This window comes from Collimonas fungivorans (genome assembly GCF_001584145.1).
GTDB classification, from domain to species: Bacteria; Pseudomonadota; Gammaproteobacteria; order Burkholderiales; family Burkholderiaceae_D; genus Collimonas; species Collimonas fungivorans.
In genome coordinates this window covers 2,451,590-2,474,231 of the sequence record NZ_CP013232.1, presented here as the reverse complement: position 1 = coordinate 2,474,231, position 22,642 = coordinate 2,451,590, and the positions used below count along the sequence as shown (strand labels likewise).

General features: G+C 61.1%; 25 protein-coding genes. 12 read left to right on the top strand and 13 right to left on the bottom strand.

The features are described from left to right. Positions 1–28: 28 nt before the first annotated feature. Together CFter6_RS10655 and CFter6_RS10650 are read right to left on the bottom strand one after the other, a co-directional pair. Positions 29–1,387 (bottom strand): TAXI family TRAP transporter solute-binding subunit, encoded by a 1,359-nt coding sequence (locus tag CFter6_RS10655; protein ID WP_061539901.1) that lies wholly within the window; start codon positions 1,385–1,387, stop codon positions 29–31. 62 nt (positions 1,388–1,449) lie between these two features. Continuing rightward, positions 1,450–1,662, bottom strand: a complete 213-nt coding sequence (locus CFter6_RS10650) for a DUF3820 family protein (protein ID WP_061539900.1) — start codon at positions 1,660–1,662, stop codon at positions 1,450–1,452. A 170-nt stretch (positions 1,663–1,832) separates the two neighbouring features. On the opposite strand from CFter6_RS10650, the gene CFter6_RS10645 reads away from it, so the two are divergent. Genes CFter6_RS10645 through CFter6_RS10635 form a run of 3 tightly spaced genes read left to right on the top strand, consistent with a single transcriptional unit; the run spans position 1,833 to position 6,201 of the window. Beyond that, positions 1,833–2,543, top strand: a complete 711-nt coding sequence (locus CFter6_RS10645) for an ABC transporter ATP-binding protein (RefSeq protein WP_061542307.1) — start codon at positions 1,833–1,835, stop codon at positions 2,541–2,543. Further along, the gene (locus CFter6_RS10640) at positions 2,540–5,119 is read left to right on the top strand and encodes an ABC transporter permease (RefSeq protein WP_061539899.1); all 2,580 of its coding nucleotides are present in this window, start codon (positions 2,540–2,542) and stop codon (positions 5,117–5,119) included. The genes CFter6_RS10645 and CFter6_RS10640 overlap by 4 nt, the downstream gene beginning before the upstream one ends. Beyond that, entirely contained in the window at positions 5,119–6,201 is a 1,083-nt protein-coding gene (locus CFter6_RS10635) for a lipocalin-like domain-containing protein (RefSeq protein ID WP_061539898.1), read from the top strand. The genes CFter6_RS10640 and CFter6_RS10635 overlap by 1 nt, the downstream gene beginning before the upstream one ends. Before the next feature lie 22 nt (positions 6,202–6,223). Here CFter6_RS10635 and CFter6_RS10630 read toward each other — a convergent pair whose 3' ends face one another. Continuing rightward, positions 6,224–7,090 (bottom strand): LysR family transcriptional regulator, encoded by an 867-nt coding sequence (locus CFter6_RS10630; RefSeq protein ID WP_061539897.1) that lies wholly within the window; start codon positions 7,088–7,090, stop codon positions 6,224–6,226. Positions 7,091–7,236: 146 nt separating this feature from the next. On the opposite strand from CFter6_RS10630, the gene CFter6_RS10625 reads away from it, so the two are divergent. The 3 genes from CFter6_RS10625 (at position 7,237) to CFter6_RS25990 (ending at position 9,317) form a co-directional block, all read left to right on the top strand. Then, positions 7,237–8,628, top strand: a complete 1,392-nt coding sequence (locus tag CFter6_RS10625) for an MFS transporter (RefSeq protein WP_061539896.1) — start codon at positions 7,237–7,239, stop codon at positions 8,626–8,628. Positions 8,629–8,791: 163 nt separating this feature from the next. After that, positions 8,792–9,151, top strand: coding sequence for a hypothetical protein (locus tag CFter6_RS10620; RefSeq protein WP_061539895.1), 360 nt, complete (start codon positions 8,792–8,794; stop codon positions 9,149–9,151). A 22-nt stretch (positions 9,152–9,173) separates the two neighbouring features. Continuing rightward, a complete protein-coding gene (locus CFter6_RS25990; RefSeq protein ID WP_167351375.1) occupies positions 9,174–9,317 on the top strand; it encodes a hypothetical protein in 144 nt (47 codons plus the stop codon). Positions 9,318–9,356: 39 nt separating this feature from the next. Here CFter6_RS25990 and CFter6_RS10615 read toward each other — a convergent pair whose 3' ends face one another. From CFter6_RS10615 to CFter6_RS10600, 4 genes are all read right to left on the bottom strand, one after another. Then, positions 9,357–9,968, bottom strand: a complete 612-nt coding sequence (locus CFter6_RS10615; RefSeq protein ID WP_061539894.1) for a glutathione S-transferase — start codon at positions 9,966–9,968, stop codon at positions 9,357–9,359. Between the two features lie 131 nt (positions 9,969–10,099). Beyond that, entirely contained in the window at positions 10,100–10,285 is a 186-nt protein-coding gene (locus CFter6_RS10610) for a hypothetical protein (protein WP_014005830.1), read from the bottom strand. A gap of 415 nt (positions 10,286–10,700) precedes the next feature. After that, positions 10,701–11,456, bottom strand: coding sequence for an anti-sigma factor family protein (locus CFter6_RS10605; RefSeq protein WP_082814696.1), 756 nt, complete (start codon positions 11,454–11,456; stop codon positions 10,701–10,703). Beyond that, a complete protein-coding gene (locus CFter6_RS10600; RefSeq protein ID WP_061539892.1) occupies positions 11,453–12,001 on the bottom strand; it encodes a sigma-70 family RNA polymerase sigma factor in 549 nt (182 codons plus the stop codon). Before CFter6_RS10600 ends, CFter6_RS10605 begins: the two co-directional genes overlap by 4 nt. 157 nt (positions 12,002–12,158) lie before the next feature. On the opposite strand from CFter6_RS10600, the gene CFter6_RS10595 reads away from it, so the two are divergent. After that, positions 12,159–13,061 carry a metallophosphoesterase family protein gene (locus tag CFter6_RS10595; RefSeq protein ID WP_061539891.1) on the top strand — a complete coding sequence of 301 codons (903 nt, stop codon included), beginning with the start codon at positions 12,159–12,161 and terminating at the stop codon, positions 13,059–13,061. 2 nt (positions 13,062–13,063) lie between these two features. Continuing rightward, positions 13,064–13,429, top strand: a complete 366-nt coding sequence (locus CFter6_RS10590) for a cupredoxin domain-containing protein (RefSeq protein WP_236904615.1) — start codon at positions 13,064–13,066, stop codon at positions 13,427–13,429. A 24-nt stretch (positions 13,430–13,453) separates the two neighbouring features. Here the strand turns inward: CFter6_RS10590 and CFter6_RS10585 are convergent, their stop codons facing one another. After that, positions 13,454–14,047: a YdeI/OmpD-associated family protein gene (locus CFter6_RS10585; protein WP_061539889.1), complete on the bottom strand. Its 594-nt coding sequence runs from the start codon at positions 14,045–14,047 to the stop codon at positions 13,454–13,456. 143 nt (positions 14,048–14,190) lie between these two features. Between CFter6_RS10585 and CFter6_RS10580 the strand changes: the two genes are divergently transcribed. Next, positions 14,191–14,598, top strand: a complete 408-nt coding sequence (locus CFter6_RS10580; RefSeq protein WP_061539888.1) for a MarR family winged helix-turn-helix transcriptional regulator — start codon at positions 14,191–14,193, stop codon at positions 14,596–14,598. A 9-nt stretch (positions 14,599–14,607) separates the two neighbouring features. Beyond that, positions 14,608–16,362, top strand: coding sequence for a chloride channel protein (locus tag CFter6_RS10575; RefSeq protein ID WP_061539887.1), 1,755 nt, complete (start codon positions 14,608–14,610; stop codon positions 16,360–16,362). A 6-nt stretch (positions 16,363–16,368) separates the two neighbouring features. On the opposite strand, the gene CFter6_RS10570 is transcribed toward CFter6_RS10575, so the two are convergent. Further along, entirely contained in the window at positions 16,369–17,058 is a 690-nt protein-coding gene (locus CFter6_RS10570; protein WP_061539886.1) for a haloacid dehalogenase type II, read from the bottom strand. 65 nt (positions 17,059–17,123) lie between these two features. Between CFter6_RS10570 and CFter6_RS10565 the strand changes: the two genes are divergently transcribed. Then, complete coding sequence (locus CFter6_RS10565; RefSeq protein ID WP_082814694.1) at positions 17,124–17,642, top strand: thermonuclease family protein; 519 nt, start codon at positions 17,124–17,126, stop codon at positions 17,640–17,642. Between the two features lie 121 nt (positions 17,643–17,763). On the opposite strand, the gene CFter6_RS10560 is transcribed toward CFter6_RS10565, so the two are convergent. Beyond that, on the bottom strand, positions 17,764–19,266 hold the full coding sequence (locus tag CFter6_RS10560) for an arabinofuranosidase catalytic domain-containing protein (RefSeq protein ID WP_236904613.1): 1,503 nt from the start codon (positions 19,264–19,266) through the stop codon (positions 17,764–17,766). Positions 19,267–19,494: 228 nt separating this feature from the next. Next, positions 19,495–20,121, bottom strand: a complete 627-nt coding sequence (locus CFter6_RS10555; RefSeq protein WP_150118707.1) for a hypothetical protein — start codon at positions 20,119–20,121, stop codon at positions 19,495–19,497. 318 nt (positions 20,122–20,439) lie between these two features. Here CFter6_RS10555 and CFter6_RS25580 point away from each other — a divergent pair, with 318 nt between their 5' ends. Next, positions 20,440–20,634, top strand: coding sequence for a hypothetical protein (locus tag CFter6_RS25580; protein WP_150118706.1), 195 nt, complete (start codon positions 20,440–20,442; stop codon positions 20,632–20,634). Between the two features lie 361 nt (positions 20,635–20,995). Here CFter6_RS25580 and CFter6_RS10550 read toward each other — a convergent pair whose 3' ends face one another. Beyond that, complete coding sequence (locus CFter6_RS10550; protein WP_061539882.1) at positions 20,996–21,439, bottom strand: hypothetical protein; 444 nt, start codon at positions 21,437–21,439, stop codon at positions 20,996–20,998. Between the two features lie 44 nt (positions 21,440–21,483). Then, positions 21,484–22,641, bottom strand: a complete 1,158-nt coding sequence (locus tag CFter6_RS10545; protein ID WP_061539881.1) for an HlyD/EmrA/EmrK family protein — start codon at positions 22,639–22,641, stop codon at positions 21,484–21,486. Position 22,642 lies beyond the last annotated feature (1 nt).

Below are 22,642 nucleotides of genomic sequence, written 5' to 3'. Positions count from 1 at the left end.
CTGCAACGAATCAATGCAACTGAGCAACTCAGCTGCGATTGAGCAGGCGGCTGCGCACGAAACCGATATGCTCGCGCAGCACATAAAACTGATCGGCAAAAGCCAGCGGCATTTTCATCCGGTTGACCGAATCTTCGATATGGTCCAGTTTCTTCAGCAACTGCGCCTGCTGCTCCGGCGTATCGGTATCGACCACGGCGGCGCGTTCCAGCGCGATCAAGATGCCGTACCAGCGATAGATGCGCGACTTGATGCGCCAGCCGTACAGCAGCGGCACCAGCTTGAAACCCGGGATCAGCAGCAGGATGATCGGCAGCAGCACCACCAAGGTACGATCCACCAGGCTGGCCAGCCAGAACGGCAAGGTGCGGTAGAAAAATCCTTTGCCCGATTTATAGTAGCGCGTAGCGTCGTCGCTGATGCGGAACTCATGCGCCAGCGGCGCCGGGAACTCGCCCGCGCGCTGCAGCACATTGGGGCCGCTGTGCACTTCCTTGGCGGCGTCGATCAGCAGGTCGGAAAGCGCCGGATGCAAGTCTTCGCGGGCGATCAGTTCGGCGGTCGGCGCAATCAGGCGAATGTCGCGGCTGGGAATGTTCTGGCCCAGGTCGAACACCCCCTTCGGAATATTCAATTCGTTCAGGTAGCTGAAGCGGCGCGCGTAAGCACCGGCCTGGGCAAAATCAAGGAGACGGATGCCGGGCGTATGCAGCAGCCTGCCCATGGTCGGCGGCGAAGCCGAATCGCCCATCAGGAAAGCGGCGTCGATCTTGCTGTCGGTCAGCGCCTGCGCGGCTTCGTCGCCGCCCATGTCGAGCAGCTCGGTCTTGCCGCCGACTTCGATGCCGTTCGCTTTCAGCAGCGTCAAGGCCAGCACCCGCGAACCGCTGCCCTGCATGCCGATGGCGACCCGCTTGCCCTCCAGTTCCGACAGGCGGTTGAGCCTTTCCTTGCCGCGGTAAAACACCGATACCGGCACATAAGAGACGCTGCCCAGCGACACCAGCTGGTCGATCGGCAGGTCGCCCGCCACGCCGCCCTGGACAAAACCGACATCGATGCCGGAATTCGGATCGTTCAGCTTCTTCAGGTTATCCAGCGAGCCCTCCGAAGTCACGATCTTCAGCTTGATGCCGTTGCGCGCCAAAATCTTCTGGTACTTCTGCGCCGTGTTCCAGAAATTGCTGTGTTCCGGGCCGGTAATCATGGTGATGGTGTTCGGCGGCGCCGGATGGATGAACCAGATCGCCAGCCAGATGGCGACCACCACCAGCAAGGCGATCGGGCCGAAGCTGATCGCCAGGTCGCGCCAGGAAATGGAGACGAAACGCGCCTTGATATTCCTGGCGGATTGTTTCAGTTCGGAAGGATTGAGTGGAGTAGCCATGAGACGGATTCTATCGCTGAAAGGAAAGGGACCAGCTAACTTTATTTCTTCAGTTCGTTGCTTCAGCGCCGGCGCAAAGGCTCAAGCAGATGTGCCAGCGCGTTATGATCCAGTTCATACATCAAGGCGATCAGTCCGCCCAGTTCGCCCGCGGGAAATCCTTCGCGCGCAAACCAGGCCAGGTAATCGCCCGGCAGGTCGGCGATCAGGCGCCCCTTGTATTTCCCGTAAGGCATCTGGCGGGTGACCAGCAACTGCAGGTGTTCCGGGTTCATGGAGGCACGCAAAGAATCGATAGAGGCGCGTATTGTGCCAAAAATAATGCGGCCATGCGGTTTTCGCACGAACCGTGCCTATTATAAATTCAACGGATGGACGTAAAACACGGTCATTGCACAATTCCTCTACACTGTTGGCCACCATCTTGTTCAAGCGACCAGCCTGCATGTGCACCTCAACCGAAACGACAACCAATGTAATCCCCGGCATAGTCTCCGTCGGCGTGCCCGCGCTGGAATGCTGCGGCTTGCGCAAGTCCTATGCCCACGGCCGGGTGGTGCTGGCGCATCTCGACTTCTCGCTGGCGGCCGGAGAATATGTCGCCATCATGGGCGATTCCGGGGTCGGCAAATCGACCTTGCTCAACCTGATCGCCGGCCTCGACAGCGCCAACAGCGGCTCGATACTGATCGACGGCGTCAACATGTCGAGCCTGGACGACGATGCCGCTACCCTGCTGCGCCGGCAGAAACTCGGTTTCATTTTCCAGGCCTTCCATGTACTGCCGCACCTGACCTTGCAGCAGAACGTCGCCCTGCCCCTGCTGCTCAACGGCGCGCCACAGGAACGCGCGCTGGAACTGCTGGCGGCGGTCGGCCTGGCCGGCCGCGGCAACGATTTCCCGCGCCAGCTGTCGGGCGGCGAAATGCAAAGGGTGGCGATTGCGCGCGCGCTGGTGCACCGCCCCAAGCTGATCCTGGCCGACGAACCGACCGGCAACCTGGATCCCGATACCGCGCATGAAGTGCTGGCTTTGCTGCGCCAGGAAATCAAGGCCAACGGCGCCTCGGCCATCGTGGTCACCCATTCCGCCGCCGCGGCCGCCAGCGCCGACCGCATCCTGGTCATGAGCGCCGACGGCCTGCAGCCGCAATGACTTCGCCTGCCGCTACCGGCAATCCTCTGCAGCGGTCTCCGGCGCTGGCGCGCTGGCTGCTGCTGGGCGAATGGCGCGCGCATCCGGTGCGGGCGCTGGTGGCGATTGCCGCCATCGCGCTCGGCGTCGCCCTCGGTTATGCGGTAGACCTGATCAACGGCGCCGCGTTCAACGAATTCTCGGCCGCCACCAGGAGCTTGTCGGGCCAGTCCGATCTGCAGCTGCGCGGCATGCAGAGCCTGTTCGACGAGGCCATCTATCCGCAGCTGGCAAAACGCCAGGGCGTGGCGGTCGCCAGCCCGGTGCTGGAACTCAACGTCACCGTGCCGGGCCAGGCCAGCGCGCTGAAAGTGCTGGGCGTCGACACCTTCCGCGCCGTCCACATCACGCCCGACCTGACCGGCGTAGCCGATCCCGCCCGCCCGTTCGACACCCTGGCCGACGACGCCATCTTCCTGTCGCCGGCGGCTCAGCAATGGCTGCAAGTCCGGCCCGGGCAAACGCTGGCGCTGCGCAACGGCACCGCCATCGTCAAGCTGCGGGTGGCGGGCGGCCTGCTGCGGGCCCGGGCCGGGCAGCGCATTGCCGTGATGGATATCGGCGCCGCCCAATGGCGCTTCGACCGCATCGGCAAGCTGTCGCGCATCGACCTCAAGCTGCAGCCGGGCGTCAACCGGGAAGCCTTCAGGCGCACGCTGCAAGGCGAGTGGCCGCAACGCTTGCAGGTCACCGCCAGCCAGGACCAGGAAAGCAGCAACGACAACATGTCGCGCGCCTATCGCATCAACCTGAATGTGTTGGCGCTGGTGGCGTTGTTTACCGGCGCGTTCCTGGTGTTCTCGACCCAGGCGCTGTCGGTGATCCGGCGCCGCTCGCAGTTTGCCCTGCTGCGCGTACTCGGATGGCGGCGCAGCCAGTTGCTGCGCCAGGTATTGCTGGAAGGCGCCCTGCTGGGATGCCTGGGAGCGCTGCTTGGACTGGCGCTGGGATATGCATTGGCAGCCGCCGCCTTGCATTTTTTTGGCGGCGACCTGGGCGGCGGCTATTTTGGCGGCGTGCAGGCCAGCGTACAGTTCGACCTGCCAGCGGCGCTGGTTTTTTTCGCGCTCGGCAGCGGCATCGCCCTGCTCGGCAGCCTGGCGCCGGCATTGGAAGCAGCGCGCGCGCAGCCGGCTGCCGCACTCAAGTCCGGCAGCGAAGAAACCCCGCTGGCACGGCTGGCGACACCCTGGCCGGCGCTGGCCTGCCTGCTGCTGGGCGCGCTGCTGACGCAACTGCCGCCGCTGTTCGGCCTGCCCATCTTCGGTTATATCGCGGTGGCGCTGCTGCTGGTCGGCGGCATCACGCTGATGCCGCGGGCGGCGGCGCTGGTATTCTCTGCACTGCAAAGATTCAGCCTGGGGTTCTGCCCGGAAGGCCGCCGCGGCCTCATCGCGACCCTGGTGCTGGCGCGCCTGGCCAACGTACCGGGGCAAGCTTCGATTGCGCTGGGCGGCGTGCTGTCCAGCTTCAGCTTGATCGTGGCGATGGCAATCATGGTCGCCAGTTTCCGCATATCGGTGGACGACTGGATGCAGCAGCTGCTGTCGGCGGACCTGTATGCGCGCTCCGCCAGCAGCGGCGAAACCGGCGCCATGCAGCCTGCCGAGCAGCGCTTGCTGGCGGCGGTTCCCGGCGTGGCGCGCGCCGATTTCCTGCGCACCTCGACGCTCACGCTGGACCCGGCGCGGCCGCCGGTGATACTGATTGCACGCGGCATCGACGCCGCCGATCCGGCACGTACGCTGCCGCTGGTCGGCCCGCTGCTGCCGGCCAGCGCGATTGCCGCCGGCAGCTTGCCGATCTGGGTCTCGGAAGCCATGGTCGACCTCTACGGCTACCACCTCGGGCAGCAAGTCACGCTGCCGCTGGCGAGCCATCCCTATCGCTTCACGGTAGCCGGCATCTGGCGCGATTATGCGCGGCAATCGGGCGCCATCCAGCTGCGGCTGGCAGACTACCAGCGCTTGAGCGGCGATACTGAAGTCACCGACGCCGCGCTCAGGCTACAGCGCGACGCCGACCCCGGCGCGGTAATAACGGCCTTGCGCAAACTGCCGTTCGGCGCAGCGCTGGAAATCTCCCAGCCAGGGGAAATCCGCGCGCAGACGCTGAAGATTTTCGACCGCAGCTTTGCCGTCACCTACCTGCTGGAAATCGTCGCCATCGTAATCGGCCTGTTTGGCGTAGCCGCCACCTTTTCCGCCCAGACCCTGGCGCGCGCACGCGAGTTCGGCATGCTGCGCCATGTCGGCGTCACGCGCCGCCAGATCCTGTCCATGCTGGCGCTGGAAGGCGGCCTGCTGACCGCGCTCGGCATGCTGGTCGGTTTCCTGCTGGGCTGGGCCATCAGCCTGATTCTGGTGTTCATCGTCAATCCGCAATCGTTTCACTGGACCATGGAATTGCACATGCCGTGGCAGGAACTGGCGGCGGTGGCGCTGTTGCTGCTGCTGTCGGCCGGCGCCACGGCCTTGCTGGCGGGATTGCGTGCGGTGTCTGTCGATGTGCTGCATTCGGTACGGGAGGATTGGTGATGTTTTTCCGCTGCTGCCGGTTTTGGCTGCTGAGCGCCTTGCTGCTGGCGGCGCCGCCGCAATTTGCCGCACCGCCGCGCTTCGCGCAGGTAACGCCGGAGCGGCCGCTGACATTGCCGCAAGACAGCGGCGCCCATCCAGATTTCCGTACCGAATGGTGGTACGCCACCGGCTGGCTGGCGACGCCCGACGGCAAGCCTATCGGTTTCCAGGTCACCTTCTTCCGTTCCGCCACCGAACACGACCGCGCCAATCCGAGCGCCTTCGCGCCCGACCAGCTGATCATCGCCCATGCCGCGCTGTCCGATCCCAGCCTGGGCAAACTCCTGCATGCGCAAAAAAGCGCGCGCGCCGGCTTCGGGCTGGCCTACGCCAAGGAGGGCAATACCGATGTCGCGCTGGACGACTGGCGTTTGCTGCGCAATGCCGACGGCAGCTACCAGGCCAGCGTCGCCGCCGACGGATTCACCTTGCAGTTGAAACTCAAACCGAGCCAGCCGCCCATGTTGCAAGGCCAGCATGGCTATTCGCGCAAGGGGCCGCAAGCGGCGCAAGCCAGCTATTACTATAGCGAACCGCAGCTGCAGGTCAGCGGCAAGCTGGTGCGCGCCGGCCGCGCGCAAGATGTCAGCGGCAGCGCCTGGCTCGATCACGAATGGTCGACCAGCGTGCTGGACGCCGACGCCGTCGGCTGGGACTGGCTGGGCGCCAACCTGGACGACGGTTCAGCCTTGATGGCGTTCCAGATCCGCAGCCGCGACGGCAGCAAGCTGTGGGCGCACGCTGCCTTGCGCGACGCCGGCGGCAAAGTCACCCAGTTCGCGCCCGAGCAGGTCAGCTTCCAGCCGCAGCGCAGCTGGCGTTCGCCGCGTACCGACGCCAGTTATCCGGTGCAGCAGCTGCTGCATGCCGGCGCTGTCGAATGGTCGCTGGCGCCGTTGCAGGACGACCAGGAACTCGACTCGCGGCTGTCGACCGGATCGGTGTATTGGGAAGGCGCAGTGACCGTCAATCGCAACGGCCAGCGCGTCGGGCGCGGCTACCTGGAGCTGACTGGCTATCTCAACGCATTGAAATTCTAGGAGCCTGTTTTTTCGGGCGCCATCACATTTCGCTGCACACTTCGACAATCGCATCCGCCACCGCACGCACCCGCGCCGTGCGGTTCAAGTCGCCGTGCAGCACCAGCCAGACATCGTAGGCTTCGGCGCGCTGCGGCCAGATCCGCGCCAGCAGCGGATCGCTGTCAGCCATGTGGGTCGGCAGCTCGCCGATGCCGAGACCGGCGCGCACCGCTTCGATCATCATCAGCCCGGAGTTGACTTCCATCGCCACCCGGGCATTGCCGACGGCTTCGCCGCACAAGGCCACGCCTTGGGAGGGTGAAATGCTGCGCTGGTAGATTACAAGGTCATGGCCGGCCAGTGCCGTATCGGGTTGCGGCTCGCCGCGCAGTTTCAGGTAGTTTTTTGCCGCATACAGGCCGACTTCGCGACGCGTCAGGTGGCGCGAAATCAGGTCCGGGCTACTGGGACGTATGGTGCGCACCGCCAGGTCCGCTTCGCGCCGGGTCAGGTTCGAGACCTGGGTGGAAGTGCTCAGCACTACCCGGATATCCGGATGCACCGCATGCAGGCGCTGCATGGCCACCATCAGGAAATGCTTGCCCATGGTGTCGGTCGCGGCCAGCCGCACCACGCCGCACAAACGATCGTCGATGCCCTGCATCTGCCGTTGCAGCTGGTCGGCCGCATGCTCCATCCGTTCCGCCGCGGCAAACGCCAGCTCACCCGCAGGCGTCGGTACGTAGCCGGTGGGAGTGCGCAAGAACAAACGCGCGCCCAGCGCCTGCTCCATGCCGTTCAGGCGGCGGCCGGCAGTGGCCTGATCCACCTGCAGCAATGCAGCGGCGCCGCGCAGCGTGCCGGCGCGGTATATGCCGAGGAAAATCCGGGCGCTGTCCCAGTCCATAAATCCTCCAATCCAGACATCCGATAAATCTAGATGATGCATTTTTGCATCAGACTGATGAAATTATACTGATTTATTACATCACCAGAGCGGACTACCATAGAGCCTTGCCCGCAGATGCAGCGGCACAAAAGGAGAAACCGACCATGTCAGCCCAATGTCCCACCCCCATCGCCAACGCCGCCCGCACGGCGCCCAGCGGTTTGCTGCCGCTGCTGACGCTGGCCATCGGCTTTGTGATGGCGATGCTGGACGTCACCGCCGTCAACGTCGCCTTGTCCGATATCTCGCACAATCTGTCGGTGCCGCTGAGCGGCCTGGTGTGGGTAGTGGACGGCTACACGCTGACCTTTGCCGCCTTGCTGCTGGTGGGTGGCGCGCTGGCCGACCGTTACGGCGCCAAGGCTATCTACCTGAGCGGGCTGGTGGTGTTCATGCTCGGCTCGCTGCTGTGCGGCGCCGCGCCCGATGGCAATACCCTGATCGCCGCACGCATGCTGCAAGGTGTCGGCTCGGCTCTGTTCATGCCTAGCTCGCTCAGCTTGCTGACCCATGCTTACGAAGACGACCGCGTCCGCGCCCGCATGCTGGGCACCTGGTCGGCGATCGTGGCAGTGGCGGCGGCCATGGGTCCGCTGGTCGGCGGCGTGCTGGTCCACAGTTTCGGCTGGCGCAGCGTATTCCTGATCAATGTCCCGGTCGGCCTGCTGGGCCTGGTGCTGGCGCAGACCGTGATTCCGGCGGCGCCCAGGCACTGGCGGCCGCTGCCCGCCGCCAGCCATGCGCTTGGCATCACGGGACTGGCCAGCCTGTGTTTTACCCTGATCGAGGGGCCGGTATACGGCTGGACTTCCGCGCCTATCCTGGCGACCGCGGCGCTGGTGGTGATTACCCTGGCGCTGCTGGTGCGGCGCGAGCGGCGTGGTGCGGAACCGCTGCTGCCGCGCGCATTGTTCACCACGCCACGCTTTGCCGCCGCCAATGCGATCGGCTTCCTGATCAATTTCGGCGCCTTCGGCCAGTTGTTCCTGCTCAGCCTGTTCTTGCAGCAGGCGCGCGGCGCCGACGCCTTGCACACCGGCCTGCAGCTGCTGCCGGTGATGGCGGTATTTTCCGTCGGGAACCTGCTGTCGGGCCGCATCACGGCGCGCTGGGGCGCTCGTCTACCCATGCTGGGCGGCTTGCTGCTGGCAGCTTTGCTGGCCTTGCTGCTGACAACCATGCGGCCGCATACTTCCTATCTGCTGTTCGCAACGGCAGTCGCCATCGCCAATTGGGGAGTCGGCATTGCGGTGCCGGCCATGACCACTACCGTCATGCAGGTCGCCGGACGCAGCCATGCGAACAGCGCCGCCGCAGCCTTGAACGCCAACCGCCAGGTCGGCGCCCTGGTCGGGGTCGCCATTATCGGCAGTATCCTGCACGCTGCGCCAGCCTGGGATTTGCGCATCCCCTTGGCTTTCGGCGCGATCGCCATGGCCTACGGCGGCGCGGCGCTGCTGGTCTGGCGTTTCATCAAGAGCCCTGGCACAGACTGACAAGCGGACAGTTTAACTGCCCGGGACCGCAGGCATCGGCTTGCGGTTTCCTTTTTCCGTCATCCCGGGATACACTTAAAACCAAGCTATGCATACCCAAAAGATGATACATTTGACACAGGTGGTTCCAGCACCAATTTGATGCATTTTTATTGGGAGACGCATGAAAAATCCATTTCTATTTCTCGCCGCTATCCTCCTTGCCGGCTGCAGCGCATTGCAACCCAACGTGCGCAGCTACACGCCGCCGCGCAGCAGCGCGCCGGCGCCGGTATCGCTGTCGGAATCGCTGAGCCCGTCCGAGCAAGTGATCGACGTGCCGCAACAGTCGTCCGGCCGGAAAGGCGGCGAATTATCTGACACAGTGGAGCGCATGGCGCGCAAGAGCGCTTGTCTTCCAGCCCAGCCCGGTGCAACGCTGATCGCCAAGACCGGCGCCATCGAGACCTACCAGGTCAGCTGCCAGGACGGCCAGCAGCAGCTCTACAAATGTGAACAGCGGCAGTGCCGCATGATGAATTAAATCCAGGCCACGGGCGGTTCTCATGAAAACAGCACTAGGAATACTTGTCTTGATTTCACTGCTGGCCGGCTGTGCCTATCCGAACCTGAAATGCGACGATCCCGACGCCCGCCCGTCCTGGTGCGACGACACGGGCGCTGCTCACAACGCTAAACATCAGCAATAGAAGACGCCGGGCTCGGGACCAGTTGCGGCGCCCTGGATTTTATAGCGGCGGCGCGGCGATGAACTCGGCCAGGTTTTCGGCCTGTTCGGAATATGCCTGCAGCGCAGGATAATCGGCCGCGACGACAATTTCAGGCAGCATCATCTGCGTGAACGACCAGGCAACGGCCGTGCTCACCCCGGCCTGGTTGATGGTCTTGCTGCTCACTGCCAGCGGCTTGTTGCGCAGTTCGATCTCCAGCGCCTGGTAAGCCGCAAACAGCTGGCCCTGGACTCGGGCCACCCACGGTTCGTGCTGTTTTTCCGGCGGCCGCAAATTGCGCTCGTAGACAATCTGTATGGTTTTTTCGCAAGCCGCCAATGCCAGCCCGATCACCCGCAACGCATGCTGGCGCTCGCCGATGGCGGCCGGCATCAGGCTGCGCGGCGCGGCCAGTGCTTCTGCATAATCCAGGATCAGGCTGGAATCCATCAGCACCTGGCCGTCGTCGCACACCAGCGACGGCGCTTTGACGACCGGATTGATTTGGCGGAATTGTTCGAAGGTGCTGAACACCGAGACCGACTGGTGTTCGAATGGGATGCCAAGCAATTGCAGGGAAATCGAGGCGCGACGGACGTAGGGCGAGTCGAGCATGCCGATGAGCTGCATAGGTTCTCCTGTTGATGGTTCAGCGCTGCGGCAGGCAGACAGCCGGCGCGTTGAATTTATCGGAGGGAAATCCTAGCACACATCAAGCCGATGCAATCGCCGCTTGCCGGCGCCGGCAAAGGCCGTTTACTTCAGGCTTCTTCCACCTCGCGCTTTGCCGGGCTTGAATAGATGTCAATACATTTGAATGCATCTGCATAACGTTTCGGATCGCCGCCGGCTTCCAGGCGCTTCTTGAATTCCGCCGCCTCCGCGGTGCTGTCGAATTCGTAAGCCAGCCCTTTAAAAATGACGGTAGCTTCATTCAGCCTAACCATTGCAATCTCCTTAGCCTAATGTCGAAAGACAAAGAACATCCTGCCTGGCAAAATCACGGCTTCCCGTTGCGGCGGAAAGGGTATTGCCGATCGTGCAGGAAAAATAGCGAATACCCGGCTCCGCCGCAATAGCGGCGCACCGGGCATAAAGCCCGCTCCATCCCCTTGATAGTACGCTTTTGGTGATCCTTCTTGAACTGTCAATAGTGGCAGTTAATTGCATATTCCTGCAAAATTCGCGGCGACGCCCTCATCAGGCAGGCGTGATTGCGATTCGAGACCTATTCACTGTTATCCACGGACAGGCATCTGTCAAACAAGAAAATGTTATGACTTTGTCGGCCAGCGTAAAAGAAAGGCGATGACAGGGCAACATGTTGCGAAATCAATATTTTTATCGAACCTGAATGCCCCGCTATTGGCGCACCGTGGAACGCACCAGCCCTACGAAATTTTGCAGTTCATTTGCGGCCAGGTCGGATATTGTCCAGTAGTTCATGCCGTCCCAGGTCCAGCGCACCAGGTGATAACCTTGATGATTTTGCAACTGCGGCGCGGCGTCGCGCTCGTTGCTCGGCCAGATGTATAAATTGATCGGATGCTTGGCGCGCCGATAAACCAGCGCGGCCACCGGCCGCCCGGCCAGATAGTCGAGGCGGCCGCCGACCAGCGGGAAGCCTTGCGGCGCCAGGTCGACCACCGGCGGAGAAAAATCCAGCTTGCCGTTGAACCAGGGCTTTACCGTATGCTGGTCGCTTGAAACCACATCCGACAGGTGATCGACCTGCAGCGAACGCACGTGGCTGGCGACCACCTCGTCAGTCAGCCGTTCCTGGTCCGATGGCAGGTTGAGATACAAACCCAGGCCCAAGACCAGGGCCAGCCCGGCGGCCAAGGCGCCGCCCAGGCTGATCCAGCTGAAACGCCGGGAGCCGGCGCGTGCCGGTTCCGGCGGCAAGGCATTGCCGATGCGCTGCGCCAGATGCGGCGGCGCATTGAAATATATTGCATCCTTCTTGAAGCGGGCGCTGACGATACGCTGCGCCGCATACTCGCGCTGGCAATCGGGGCAGCTGTCAAGATGGCGCTGCACCTCTTGCGTTTCGACTATGCCGAGCTCCTGGTCCGCAAAAGCCGGCAACAGCTCCAGTGTTTCCTGATGATCCATCATGCCTCCTGCCTGGCCGGCGCAAGGATTGCCGCCAGCAATTTACGGCCGCGCCCCAGGCGCGACATTACGGTACCGATGGGAATGCCGACGATGGCGGCAATCTGCTTGTAGGACAGTTCTTCCAGCTCGCGCATCACCATCACTTCGCGAAATTCCAGGGGCAAGGCCTGCAGCGCCTGCTGCAGCTGGCGCTCGCTGTCCTTCTGCATCAGCAGCGTCTCCGGATTGTTGTCGGCGAATGCCATGCCTGCCACGTCGACGGCGCCGAAATCATGCATCTCCTCGTCGAATGCCGTCTCCTGCCGCTGCTTCTGCTGCTCCTGGTACCAGGTGTAGAAAGTATTGCGCACGATCGTCAGCAGCCAGGCGCGGCTGTCGTCGCCGTGAAAACCGTCGAAGAACTTGAAGGCACGCAGGTAGGCCTCCTGCACCACGTCCTCCGCATCCTGGCGGCTGCGCGTGAGCCAGCACGCCAGGTTGAACGCGGAGTTCAAGTGCGGCAGCACGTTTGCTTGGAATCGCTGTTTTTTGGTCGGGACTAGCATTCACGCGTTTCCAGGGTTCATGAGACACAAGACCGCTGATGTGAAGAATTTATTCCCGAAAAAAAATGATTTATGCGGGAATAAATCACAGGGTACACCGGTATAGGGTTTTGTCGATCAAGTGATCGCAATAACCACGGTAACCACGGGAGATATCATGGACCAAGCCATCAAACGGCGCAGTTTCCTCAAGCTGGCCGGACTGGGCGGCGCTATCTACGTTTCCGGCCTGAGCGGCTGGGCCAGCGCCGCCGCCAAAGCCGGCAATGCCTACCAGGACTTTTTTTTCGTCCAGCTGTCCGATACCCACTGGGGTTTCGAAGGAGCGCCCAATCCGGATGCCCGCGGCACGCTGAAAAAAGCGGTCCAGGCCGTCAACAGCCTTGAGCAGCAGCCGGATTTCATCGTCTTCACCGGCGACCTGACACACACCACGGACGATCCGCTGGAACGCCGCAAGAGGCTGCGCGAATTCAAGGAAATCGTCGCAGAGCTCAAGGTCAAGGATGTCCGCTTCATGCCAGGCGAGCACGATGCTTCACTCGACAATGGCGCCGCCTACCAGGAGTTTTTCGGCAAAACCCACTACAGTTTCGAGCACAAAGGCGTGTTTTTCATCGTGCTCGACAATGTCTCCGACCCGGCCGGCAGCATAGGCGAGCAGCAATTGGCATGGCTCGCCGCCGAACTGCAGCCGTTGCCGGCAGACGCCAACATCGTGGTGTTCACGCACCGCCCCTTGTTCGACCTGTATCCGCAATGGGACTGGGCCACCCGCGACGGCGCCAAGGCGGTGGAACTGCTGATGCCGCATGCCAACGTGACCGTGTTCTACGGCCATATCCACCAGGCACATCACCACATGACGGGGCATATCGCGCATCACGCCGCCAAGTCTCTGATCTTCCCGCTGCCGGCGCCCGGTTCGCAACCGAAGCGCACGCCGCTGGCCTGGGACGATGCTTATCCCTATCGCGGCCTCGGTTATCGCGAAATCGAAGCGGAAGCGGCGCCAAAGACGGATTTCAAGATCGTTGAATTGCCGGTGCAGAAAGGATGACCATGACTATCAACCATAAGCGTCGCCTGCTGCTGGCTGGGGTCGGCGCAGGCGGCCTGGCGTTATCCGCCGCGGCGGTGACCGCCCAGAACCAGGAGCGCGTCATCAAGGTGGTGGCAAAGAAATTCGATTTCACGCCCGGTGAAATCCGCCTGAAAAAGAACCAGCCGGTGACCCTTGAATTCACCACGCTGGATGTGGTGATGGGATTCGCCCTGCCCGACTTTGGCGTGCGTACCGACATCTTGCCAGGAACTACCGCAAGGATCCGCTTCACGCCGGACAAGGCCGGGCAATTCCCTTTTCACTGCGATATTTTTTGCGGCTCCGGCCATGAAAGCATGACCGGCACCGTTATCGTTACCTGAACCGGGGCAGCAGGAAGCAAGGATTCAAGAATGGAATTTCTCGTGTCTTTCGAGCATCAGGGTGAAATCCTGAATCCGCTTGGCACGAGTCTCTGCTTTCTTGGCGGTCTGGATCCTGAACAGGAGCGCGTATCGATTACCGCTGTCGAGGGTAGTAAAAAAAGCCCGCGCCTGCGGGCTGGCGTCCAGCGCCGCCTGGAAGTCAGCCGGCACGGTCGCCTTGCTGGCCGAGTCGTAGGCAGCATCCCAGCGGCCATCGCTTTTGGCGCGTTCGACTTCCTTGAGTCCGGCCGGCGCCATCCGGCCACTCTCGATCAGCAGCAAGGCTTTGTCGCGATTGATCTTGGACCAGATGCTTCTGGCTGAACGCGGCGTGAATTTCTGCAGCCAGTAATCTGCATCCTCAGCCCTTTTCAGGCCATCGATCCAGCCGTAGCACAGCGCCGATTCCAGCGCCTCCTGGTAGGACACCGAGGCCTGTTCCGCATTTTTCTTCGCCAGCCGCAACCAGATTCCGGGTGACTTGCCGTGGTTCTTTTTCAGCCATGCGGTCCAGTCCTTTTGCTGACCGAAAAGTTCTGTCGGCAACTCTGCAACCTTGCTGCGATCCGGATTCATCTGCTCTTCCTGCGTTGATGGAAGTTGCATTTTATTACTATTTTCCTATTCCAAAGGCCGATGCGGGCAGCGGGTAAATATATATCGTATTGTGATATATTTGCGGTCTCAAGAATCCAGTCACCCGAAGAAGCGGTCGCAAGATGCCATCCCACGCACTATCCAAGCAAGACTTTGAAGCCTTGTCGACATTCCGCTACCAGCTGCGCAAATTCCTGCGCTTCAGCGAAGAAGCCGCCCAAGGCGAAGGCGTCACTCCCCAGCAATACCTGCTGCTGCTGCATGTGAAAGGTACTCCCGGCCGCGACTGGGCCAGCGTCGGCGAACTGGCCGAACGCCTGCAGTCGCAGCATCACAGCGTAGTGGCGTTGGTGTCGCGCTGCGAAAAACTCAAGCTGGTGCAGCGCCGCAACAGCGAGGTCGACCGCCGCCAGGTGAACATCCACCTGCTGCCGGCCGGCGAACGCTGCCTCGCCAAGCTGGCCGAACTGCACCATGCCGAGCTGAACACCCTGGCCGACATCTTCCGCGTCCCGACCATCAACACCTGAGAATCCACCATGTCCTCGAAACAGCATTCCCACAAACGCGATTTCGCATCCGACACGCGACTGCTCAGGATTTCCCTGATCGCGGTGCTCATCGGCGGCTTCGGCACCCTGGCGGCTTATGCCCTGCTGAATCTGATCCGGCTGTTCACCAATCTGTTCTTCTACCAGACGCTGTCTTTCGCCAACCGCTCGCCCGCCGACCATCATCTTGGCGCCTGGGTGATCGTGCTGCCTGTCGTCGGCGGCCTGATCGTCGGCCTGATTGCGCGCTTCGGTTCGGAAAAAATCCGCGGCCACGGGATCCCGGAAGCGATCGAAGCGATCCTGTTCGGTAAAAGCAAGATGTCGGCAAAGGTGGCCATCCTCAAGCCGCTGTCGTCCGGTATCGTAATCGGCAGCGGCGGCCCGTTTGGCGCCGAAGGCCCGATCATCATGACCGGCGGCGCCATCGGCTCGCTGATCGCCCAGCATTTCCACCTGACCGCGGCCGAGCGCAAGACCTTGCTGGTGGCCGGCGCAACTGCCGGCATGACCGCGGTGTTCGGCACGCCGGTGGCAGCGGTGCTGCTGGCGGTGGAACTGCTGCTGTTCGAATTGCGCCCGCGCAGCTTGCTGCCGGTGATCGTCGCCTGCGCGGTAGCCGGATTCACGCGGCCGCTGCTGCTCGACGCCGGCCCGCTGTTCCCCTTGCAGACGCACGAAATCGGTCTCAGCGCCCTGTTCTCCTGCGTCGTCGCCGGCATCCTGGGCGGCGCCCTGTCGGCGCTGATGTCGACTGCCTTGTACCGGGTCGAAGACCTGTTCGGCAAACTGCCGCTGCACTGGATGTGGTGGCCGGCGCTGGGCGGCATCGCGGTCGGCATAGGCGGTTATTTCGAGCCGCGGGCGCTGGGCGTCGGCTACGATGTGATCGGCGACCTGCTCAACGGCAACCTGGCCTTGCAGCTGGCGCTCAGCCTGCTGCTGGTGAAAGCCGTGATCTGGGTGATTGCGCTCGGCTCCGGCACTTCCGGCGGCGTGCTGGCGCCGCTGCTGATTATCGGCGCCGGCCTGGGCACGGTGCTGGCGCCGTGGCTGCCAGGCGGCGATGCGCACCTGTGGCCGCTGGTGTGCATGGCCGCGGTGCTGGCCGGCGTGCTGGGCGCGCCGCTCACCGCCGCTGTGTTCGCCTTCGGCCTGACCCACGACACCAATGCCCTGCTGCCGCTGCTGCTCACCACCGGCGTCGCCTACGGTTTCACCGTGCTGACCATGCGACGCTCGATCATGACTGAAAAGATCGCCCGGCGCGGTTACCACATCTATCGCGAATACGGCGTCGATCCGCTGGAACGGCAGCATGTGGATGAAGTGATGACGCATGCGGTAACGGCGATTCCTGCCAGCCTCACTATCGCTGAAACGCTGGAGCGCCATTTCAGCGCACAGCAGATGCACCGCTGTTACCCGGTGGTCGACATCAACCAAGGTTTGATGGGCATGGTCGAACGCAGCAGCTTCAGCCCGCAAGCCGACGGCAGCAATCCTCTGACGACTCTGTTCAATCCGGCCTACCTGGAACAGTCCGCCGCCCTGGTTGCGCTGCCGTCGGAGACCTGCCGCATCGCGGCTGCGCGCATGGCGACCCACCACCTGGAACGGCTGCCGGTGGTCAGCGACCTGCAAAGCCGGCGCCTGGTCGGCATCATCAGCCGCAGCGACCTGATCAAGCCGTCGCGACTGTTTTTCGACGAAGAGCAGAAACGTGAAAGGCTGTTGAGCTAAATACGGTCAAGCGGCAGGCTGCCGTGTTTGCAGCCAGTCCGCCAGCTGGTCCAGTCCTTGCACGATATGGTCGGGCGATTGCCCCAGCTCGTCAAACGTGTTGCCGATCCGGTTGATCCAGCAAACGGGATAACCGAAATGCAGCGCACCGGACGCATCCCATGCATTTGAGGAGACGAATAGCAGTTCCGAACGATCGCAGTGCATCTGCTGTTCGGCCAGCAGGTACACCTTGTCATGCGGCTTGAAGATACGCACAGTGTCGGCGCTGATCAGATGCGCGAAGCGCTGCTCCAGTCCGGATGCCGTTACCACGCTGTGAATCGAATTGGTCGAGCCGTTGGACAGGATCGCCAGCGGCAATCCCATTGCCTGCAGCCTTGCCAGCGCGGCCGGCACTTCGGGGTATGGCGCAATCCTGAGGTATTCCGCGCAGAGCGCCGCAAGCGCCGCATCGTCCAGCGGCAGCCGCAGCTGCCCGGAGGTAAACACCAGGGCGTCGCGGGTAAGCTGCTCGAAATCGACATAGTCGCCCATCAGGCTGCGCAGCCAGGTGTATTCAAGCTGCTTCTGCCGCCAGACCGCGCTGATTTCGCGCCCCCGGCCCGGATGACAGGCGTCGCAGGCGGCCGCCACCGAATGCACGTCGTATAGCGTGCCGTAGAGATCGAATACGATACCTCTTATATTCTTCATTGCCGTTCCTCTGTAAGCTGTCGGATCAGTCGTGTGTCATTCCTGCTTCCCATGCTTCAGTGTAAATGAGAATATTGCTTGCCGCTTTTCTGCTGATCGCGCCGCTGGCGGCACACGCGCACAAGGTCATCAGCGTGGCCGATGGCGACAGCATGACTGTGCAGGTCGGACGCAACCGGCTCAAGCTTCGCCTGGCTGGCATCGATGCCCCGGAAATAAAACAGGCGTTCGGCCGCCAGGCCAGGCGATCGCTGCGCCAGCTATGCTCCGGCCAGGATGCGCAATACGACGCCATCGCCATCGACCGCTTCGGCCGCACAGTCGCCACGGTGCGCTGCAACGGCATCGATGCCGGACGGACGCAGGTGGAGCGCGGCATGGCCTGGGTTTCCGCACGCAACGACGGTACATTGAAGGCGCTCGAAACAATGGCACGCAACAGCAGGCGCGGCTTATGGTCCGCCCAGCATCCGGTGGCGCCCTGGCAATTCCGGCGCCGGACCTCCCAAGACGCAACTTGCCATACCGGGCCGCGCGGCGGACGCTATCAGTGGCTTAACGGACGCAAGGCGTACGGTTGCTGAAACCTGCCGAAACGGGATCGGAGGGTTAATAAAAAGCGGTGGCGGCCCATGAGGACCAGCCACCGCGTCTTGGTTTAGTTCAACCGGATATTAGTCGAATCCATTCTTCATAAAAGAATAGTTATTGCAACTTCCATTGTTGGCAAGCATTATTGAGCCAGTCCCATTGCTGGATATTGGTCGTGTCGGCCGTGCCACAGTTGGCAACATCCAACACCTTTCCGCTATTGCGCGAGGTCAGGCGGAACCAGGGAGCGGCGGTCGTTGTTACCTGCCATTGCTGACTGGTGCTGCTGCCGCAGGTATTTTGGATCACGTTGCCGCCATTGGCTGTGGAAGATCCGCTGACATCCAGGCACATGCCACTGTTCTCGCTATAAATACTGGAGTATCCGTTGCCCAAGTCCACCATTTGCCAATTCTGCCAGGCAAATCCATTGCACCCGTAGAGGTCGACATTGCTACCCGCACTGGTGTTGGGTTGCTGAACGTCCACGCACTTGCTGCTATTTTGGTTGACGAGTTTTTTATAAGAACTCAGGGCATTGCCGCTGTAACCCGCTGCAACGATATTGGCCTGCACGGCATTTTCGGTTGCATCAGAAGGCTTGCCTGCTGTCATTGCGCCTTCATAGAAATTGCCGACTGCCCCCTTGCTGTTGTCGCCGCCGATACCCAAAATAATGGCACCTTCTTTGTGGAAAGGCACATACCCTGACGTAGTAGGCAGCGGCCCCGCATAATCGGTTTTTAACGCGCCAGTTTGGGCATCGCCATCCCTGATGGAATATGTCGTGGCGTCTTGTTTAATCATGGCCGTGACAAAAGTGGTATTGCGGCCAGTATTATTCGTATTGCTTCCGTTGCCGCCCAGGAATAGACCATTCTCAAGGTCTGCCATGACCCAGGGACCAGATCCGGTACATGCGAACCAGCACAGAGTGCCAAAGTAGACCGCATTCATGTGCCCATTGCCAGTATCATTGTTATTTGTTTCGGCATTACCATAATCAAAGCAGCATCCATTATTCACATGGGTAGCACTCGTAACCATATATGCGCCTTCTGATGCGCTGCCGGTTGCAATGCCTGTGGTGTTGTTACGCCGATACCCGACGCCCGCGGAGATATAGACCGCATAAGCAGACTTTCCGCCAATCGTCACCTTCAATGCGGTGGCACTGCCCGTGATGTCTGCGCTACCGTTTCCCCCGGCCGGCGCAACGGTCAAGTGGTTTCCATTTGCGGTCTGGTCATAGATCGTTGCGATGGTGCATACAGAACCAGCACAGAAAGTATCCTGTGCGGCAGCATTGGCAATACCGCCGGCCGTTAATGTGCCAATATCCATGGTGGCCCCATCAGATGCGCGCTTGACCTGATACAGCTTGCCGTTATACGCCCCAAACAAGGCGCGCACTGTGCTGTGGGCCGCAGAGCACGGCGTACCTCCCGTAGCGTAAATATCACAAGTACTTGTGGCGGCCGAAGCCTTTGGCAACATACCCACGCTGAAAAATACCATGACCGCCAAAAGCACTAAAAAGCGATTTATTGTACCTACGGCATGCCTACTCAACGAACGGTGCCCATTCAACCCCAACTGCACGCAATGATTTCTCATTTCAGTCTCCATAGTTATTTACTTCGATACCATGTCTCTCGACACTCCATTCCACAGGCCATTACTTCCCCGTAAAATCCATTGCAGCAAAAACGTATTGTGTTGAGTGCCTAATAATGTGAACGTCGATGAAGTGAGCCGATGCCGGCAAACCCGCCATACCTCGGTTTGAGCGGACCGCGTCAGCTTGGTCTCAGGTAAGCGAAATACCCTTGTGTCGTCCACGAGTCATGCACCGTCGGCGGAAGCCGGGGGCGGCCGAGAAATCTGTTTCTCCGCTTCGATTCCGCCACTGATCGACCCGTGCGAGATCCGGGCTTCTGCATGGGCAAGCGCATCTAAATATTCACCGGTAGCGCTTTTTTTCCGGCTCTGCACCAGATTCGACAGATCGGTGCGAGCTTGGCTGTCGCCCCGCTCTGCCAGCGTTTCGAGCTGCCTGACCAGACTTGCCGCGTCGGCGTTGATCTTGGTGCATTCAGACGATGCCGCGCTCGGTTGCTGGATTCCCTGGCATGGCCATACCAGATCCAGTTTGGCGCGCAAGATCTTCGCGTCTCCATCCGCGGCAGGGACCGACGGTTCGGGATCATTCAAACAGTTCGAGGCGCCCCGCCCGTATGGGTTGCTCAGCGCCATGTCGGCGCAACGCAGGTTGCCTTCATCTGAAGAATCCGCCGTTGACTGGAACTTGGCATCGGACTGCGGCAATGGCATGGCGCCGTCCGATTGCCGGGCGCTTGTCAGCGTGAGTTCGGCGCTGTCTGGTTGATCAGCGGCTGTCAGCAGGTAAAAGCACAGGCACGCCGCGGCAATCATGCAAAATCCCGAGAATACTTTTTGAGCAACAGACATTTCTTGTTTTCTTTCTTTGCTGAGCTTCCAGTGACCATTTACACCGAACAATTACCGCTGGAGACGCATTCAGTTCGGGTGCCAGAATCAACCTCCACAAAAGCCCGACTATCGCCATCGCTCCAGTCGATTGCTCTTGGGCAATATTAGCAATCATCTTTTCAGGAAGCCAATCACATGTTGCATCGGATTGATATCCATTTTCTTATCGGTAGTGTCTTCTATGATCCTTAAACGGATCGGTAAACCAGAGCGAGATGTACTCATCAAAGAACAAAGCGCTTGTTAGACTTAAGGTTTAGCCTGCACCGGTATCGCATGAATCTGATCGCCGGTAACATCACCGCGTTGCACAAAGGCTTGGGCAGCGGGTCTTCAAACTCGATTGTCTACAACTTTATTTTCCAGGTTCGTCCGGAGTGGGGCTGCCAGGCGATGCCCGCAGGGTCAGTTACTGCAGCGGGCAAGGGCCGATGGCAACTGGTGGCGCACCGACCGCACGGCAACGAATAATAGTTGCGGCCGACGCTGACCAGGCAAGTGGAGGACCGCGCCGAAAGACGCTCATTGAACGATTCCAAGTCACGCCGTAGCCAGACGGACCGTACACTGGATGGGAAAACAAAACACCATGCTTACGCAGTTCAATGGCGCGCGACAGCAGGAGAGGATTATGGTCCGCCCCGCATCCAGTGGCACCCTGGCAGTTCCGGCGCCGCACCTCCCAAGACGCAACTTGCCATACCGGGCCGCGCGGCGGACGTTATCGGTGGCTTAACGGACGCAAGGCGTACGGTTGCTGAAACTCGCCAAACGGGATCAGCGAATTAATTACAGGTAGCAGCCCTGAGCAGTCCGTAGCATTGCATCGTCGTCACCCGGTACGCTCGATTTCATAATGATCGAGCACAGATACGCCGGCTATCTCTCCGGCGCGGTCCACCACACGTTTGAATTTTTGTTTGCGATCAGCTGCGTTTTCAAGTTGCGGCTTCAACAGGCAAGAGCGGATGAAATTGCTGAGAGACAGCCGTTTGGCGGTTTTACAGCAGTATTCATAGACTCCTTCCAATTTATAGCCATCCAGGAAGGTCACCTCGAATGCGCAGGCAATCGGCTCGTCGGTTTTTGCGCCCCAGGCCAGCAGTAGCCGATCTACCTCGACAAAACCGCCGAGAATGGCCGTCAACTGCATGCTTGCCTGCTTCACCTCGATTTTGCTGACGCCGATCTTTTCTTCCGGATACAGAAGCGCTTCATCGGCGATTTGCGGCAGATCGCCTGCCAGCTTGGATTGATGTTGAGGATTCATTTTCATTCCTCCTTGAATTAATTGGGCCATCGGCGCCGCTGCGGCCGGCCTTACCTGGCCAGGTTTTTCTTGACGATTGCATCCGCCGCGGCTTCCGCCTCCGGCACCGGTTGGCTCAGCGTCTTTGTGGAATACACAGGCGCTGCTGGCATGGCCATTCCCAGCATCGGGCCATCCGTACGACTGACGTCGACCGTGACGACAGTCGACAGCCCCACCCGTAACGGGTGTTTTTCCAGCTCACCGGCATCCAGCGAAATCCGCACCGGCACCCGTTGCACCACCTTGATCCAGTTGCCGGTCGCATTCTGCGCCGGCAGCAGCGAGAAGGCGCTGCCGGTGCCGGCCGACAAGCCCAGCACCTTGCCGTGGTAAACCACTTTGCCGCCATACACATCGGCTTCTATGCTGGCGCTCTGGCCGACGCGGATGTCCCTGAGTTCGGATTCCTTGAAATTGGCATCCACCCATAACTGGTCCAGCGGCACGATCGACATCATGGCAGTGCCTGGCGTGACCCGGTTGCCGACCTGCACACTGCGTTTTGCCACATAACCCGCCACCGGCGCCAATATCGCGTTGCGCCGCACGGCAAGCCAGGCCTGCACAAAATCGGCCTTGGCCGCCAATATGCCGGGATGCTGTTCGAGGCTGACGCCGGCTATCCCGGCGCGATTCGCATCCGCCTGCTTGATCGCCACCTCAAGCGAGGCCTTGGCGTTGGCTACGGCTTGCCGCGCATGGGCGACGTCTTCGCCGGACACGGTGTGATCTGCCGCCAGCGGCAGGCGGCGCGCCAGGTCGTCGCCGGCATCCTGCAGGACCAGCTTGCGCTGCTCTATGGTGGCATCGTACTGCGCCACATTCGAGTAGCGTTCGCGCAACTGCCGCACTGTCGTGCCGAGGCGCGCATCGGCCTGGCTCAACGCGACGTCGGCATCGATAGGATCAAGCTTGATCAGTTCCGCACCGGCTTGCACCATCTGGGTTTCATCGGCGCGGATTTCCTGCACGTTGCCCGACACCTGCGAAGTCAGGTTGACCAGGTTGCCGCCGACGTAAGCGTTGTCGGTATCCATCTCTTTCGACAACACCAGCACGTAATAGATGGCGTAAGCGATCCCGATCAGGATGAACACCAGGGTCATGCCCAGCAATACGAGCTTGCGTTTGCGGGAATTGGGTAAGTCTTGAGTAACTGTGGTCATT

Coding starts and splice junctions, on each gene's coding strand:
- CFter6_RS10655 (WP_061539901.1), bottom strand. CDS start 1,387: ATGGCTACTCCACTCAATCCTTCCGAACTGAAACAATCCGCCAGGAAT.
- CFter6_RS10650 (WP_061539900.1), bottom strand. CDS start 1,662: ATGAACCCGGAACACCTGCAGTTGCTGGTCACCCGCCAGATGCCTTAC.
- CFter6_RS10645 (WP_061542307.1), top strand. CDS start 1,833: ATGTGCACCTCAACCGAAACGACAACCAATGTAATCCCCGGCATAGTC.
- CFter6_RS10640 (WP_061539899.1), top strand. CDS start 2,540: ATGACTTCGCCTGCCGCTACCGGCAATCCTCTGCAGCGGTCTCCGGCG.
- CFter6_RS10635 (WP_061539898.1), top strand. CDS start 5,119: ATGTTTTTCCGCTGCTGCCGGTTTTGGCTGCTGAGCGCCTTGCTGCTG.
- CFter6_RS10630 (WP_061539897.1), bottom strand. CDS start 7,090: ATGGACTGGGACAGCGCCCGGATTTTCCTCGGCATATACCGCGCCGGC.
- CFter6_RS10625 (WP_061539896.1), top strand. CDS start 7,237: ATGTCAGCCCAATGTCCCACCCCCATCGCCAACGCCGCCCGCACGGCG.
- CFter6_RS10620 (WP_061539895.1), top strand. CDS start 8,792: ATGAAAAATCCATTTCTATTTCTCGCCGCTATCCTCCTTGCCGGCTGC.
- CFter6_RS25990 (WP_167351375.1), top strand. CDS start 9,174: ATGAAAACAGCACTAGGAATACTTGTCTTGATTTCACTGCTGGCCGGC.
- CFter6_RS10615 (WP_061539894.1), bottom strand. CDS start 9,968: ATGCAGCTCATCGGCATGCTCGACTCGCCCTACGTCCGTCGCGCCTCG.
- CFter6_RS10610 (WP_014005830.1), bottom strand. CDS start 10,285: ATGGTTAGGCTGAATGAAGCTACCGTCATTTTTAAAGGGCTGGCTTAC.
- CFter6_RS10605 (WP_082814696.1), bottom strand. CDS start 11,456: ATGATGGATCATCAGGAAACACTGGAGCTGTTGCCGGCTTTTGCGGAC.
- CFter6_RS10600 (WP_061539892.1), bottom strand. CDS start 12,001: ATGCTAGTCCCGACCAAAAAACAGCGATTCCAAGCAAACGTGCTGCCG.
- CFter6_RS10595 (WP_061539891.1), top strand. CDS start 12,159: ATGGACCAAGCCATCAAACGGCGCAGTTTCCTCAAGCTGGCCGGACTG.
- CFter6_RS10590 (WP_236904615.1), top strand. CDS start 13,064: ATGACTATCAACCATAAGCGTCGCCTGCTGCTGGCTGGGGTCGGCGCA.
- CFter6_RS10585 (WP_061539889.1), bottom strand. CDS start 14,047: ATGAATCCGGATCGCAGCAAGGTTGCAGAGTTGCCGACAGAACTTTTC.
- CFter6_RS10580 (WP_061539888.1), top strand. CDS start 14,191: ATGCCATCCCACGCACTATCCAAGCAAGACTTTGAAGCCTTGTCGACA.
- CFter6_RS10575 (WP_061539887.1), top strand. CDS start 14,608: ATGTCCTCGAAACAGCATTCCCACAAACGCGATTTCGCATCCGACACG.
- CFter6_RS10570 (WP_061539886.1), bottom strand. CDS start 17,058: ATGAAGAATATAAGAGGTATCGTATTCGATCTCTACGGCACGCTATAC.
- CFter6_RS10565 (WP_082814694.1), top strand. CDS start 17,124: ATGAGAATATTGCTTGCCGCTTTTCTGCTGATCGCGCCGCTGGCGGCA.
- CFter6_RS10560 (WP_236904613.1), bottom strand. CDS start 19,266: ATGAGAAATCATTGCGTGCAGTTGGGGTTGAATGGGCACCGTTCGTTG.
- CFter6_RS10555 (WP_150118707.1), bottom strand. CDS start 20,121: ATGTCTGTTGCTCAAAAAGTATTCTCGGGATTTTGCATGATTGCCGCG.
- CFter6_RS25580 (WP_150118706.1), top strand. CDS start 20,440: ATGAATCTGATCGCCGGTAACATCACCGCGTTGCACAAAGGCTTGGGC.
- CFter6_RS10550 (WP_061539882.1), bottom strand. CDS start 21,439: ATGAAAATGAATCCTCAACATCAATCCAAGCTGGCAGGCGATCTGCCG.
- CFter6_RS10545 (WP_061539881.1), bottom strand. CDS start 22,641: ATGACCACAGTTACTCAAGACTTACCCAATTCCCGCAAACGCAAGCTC.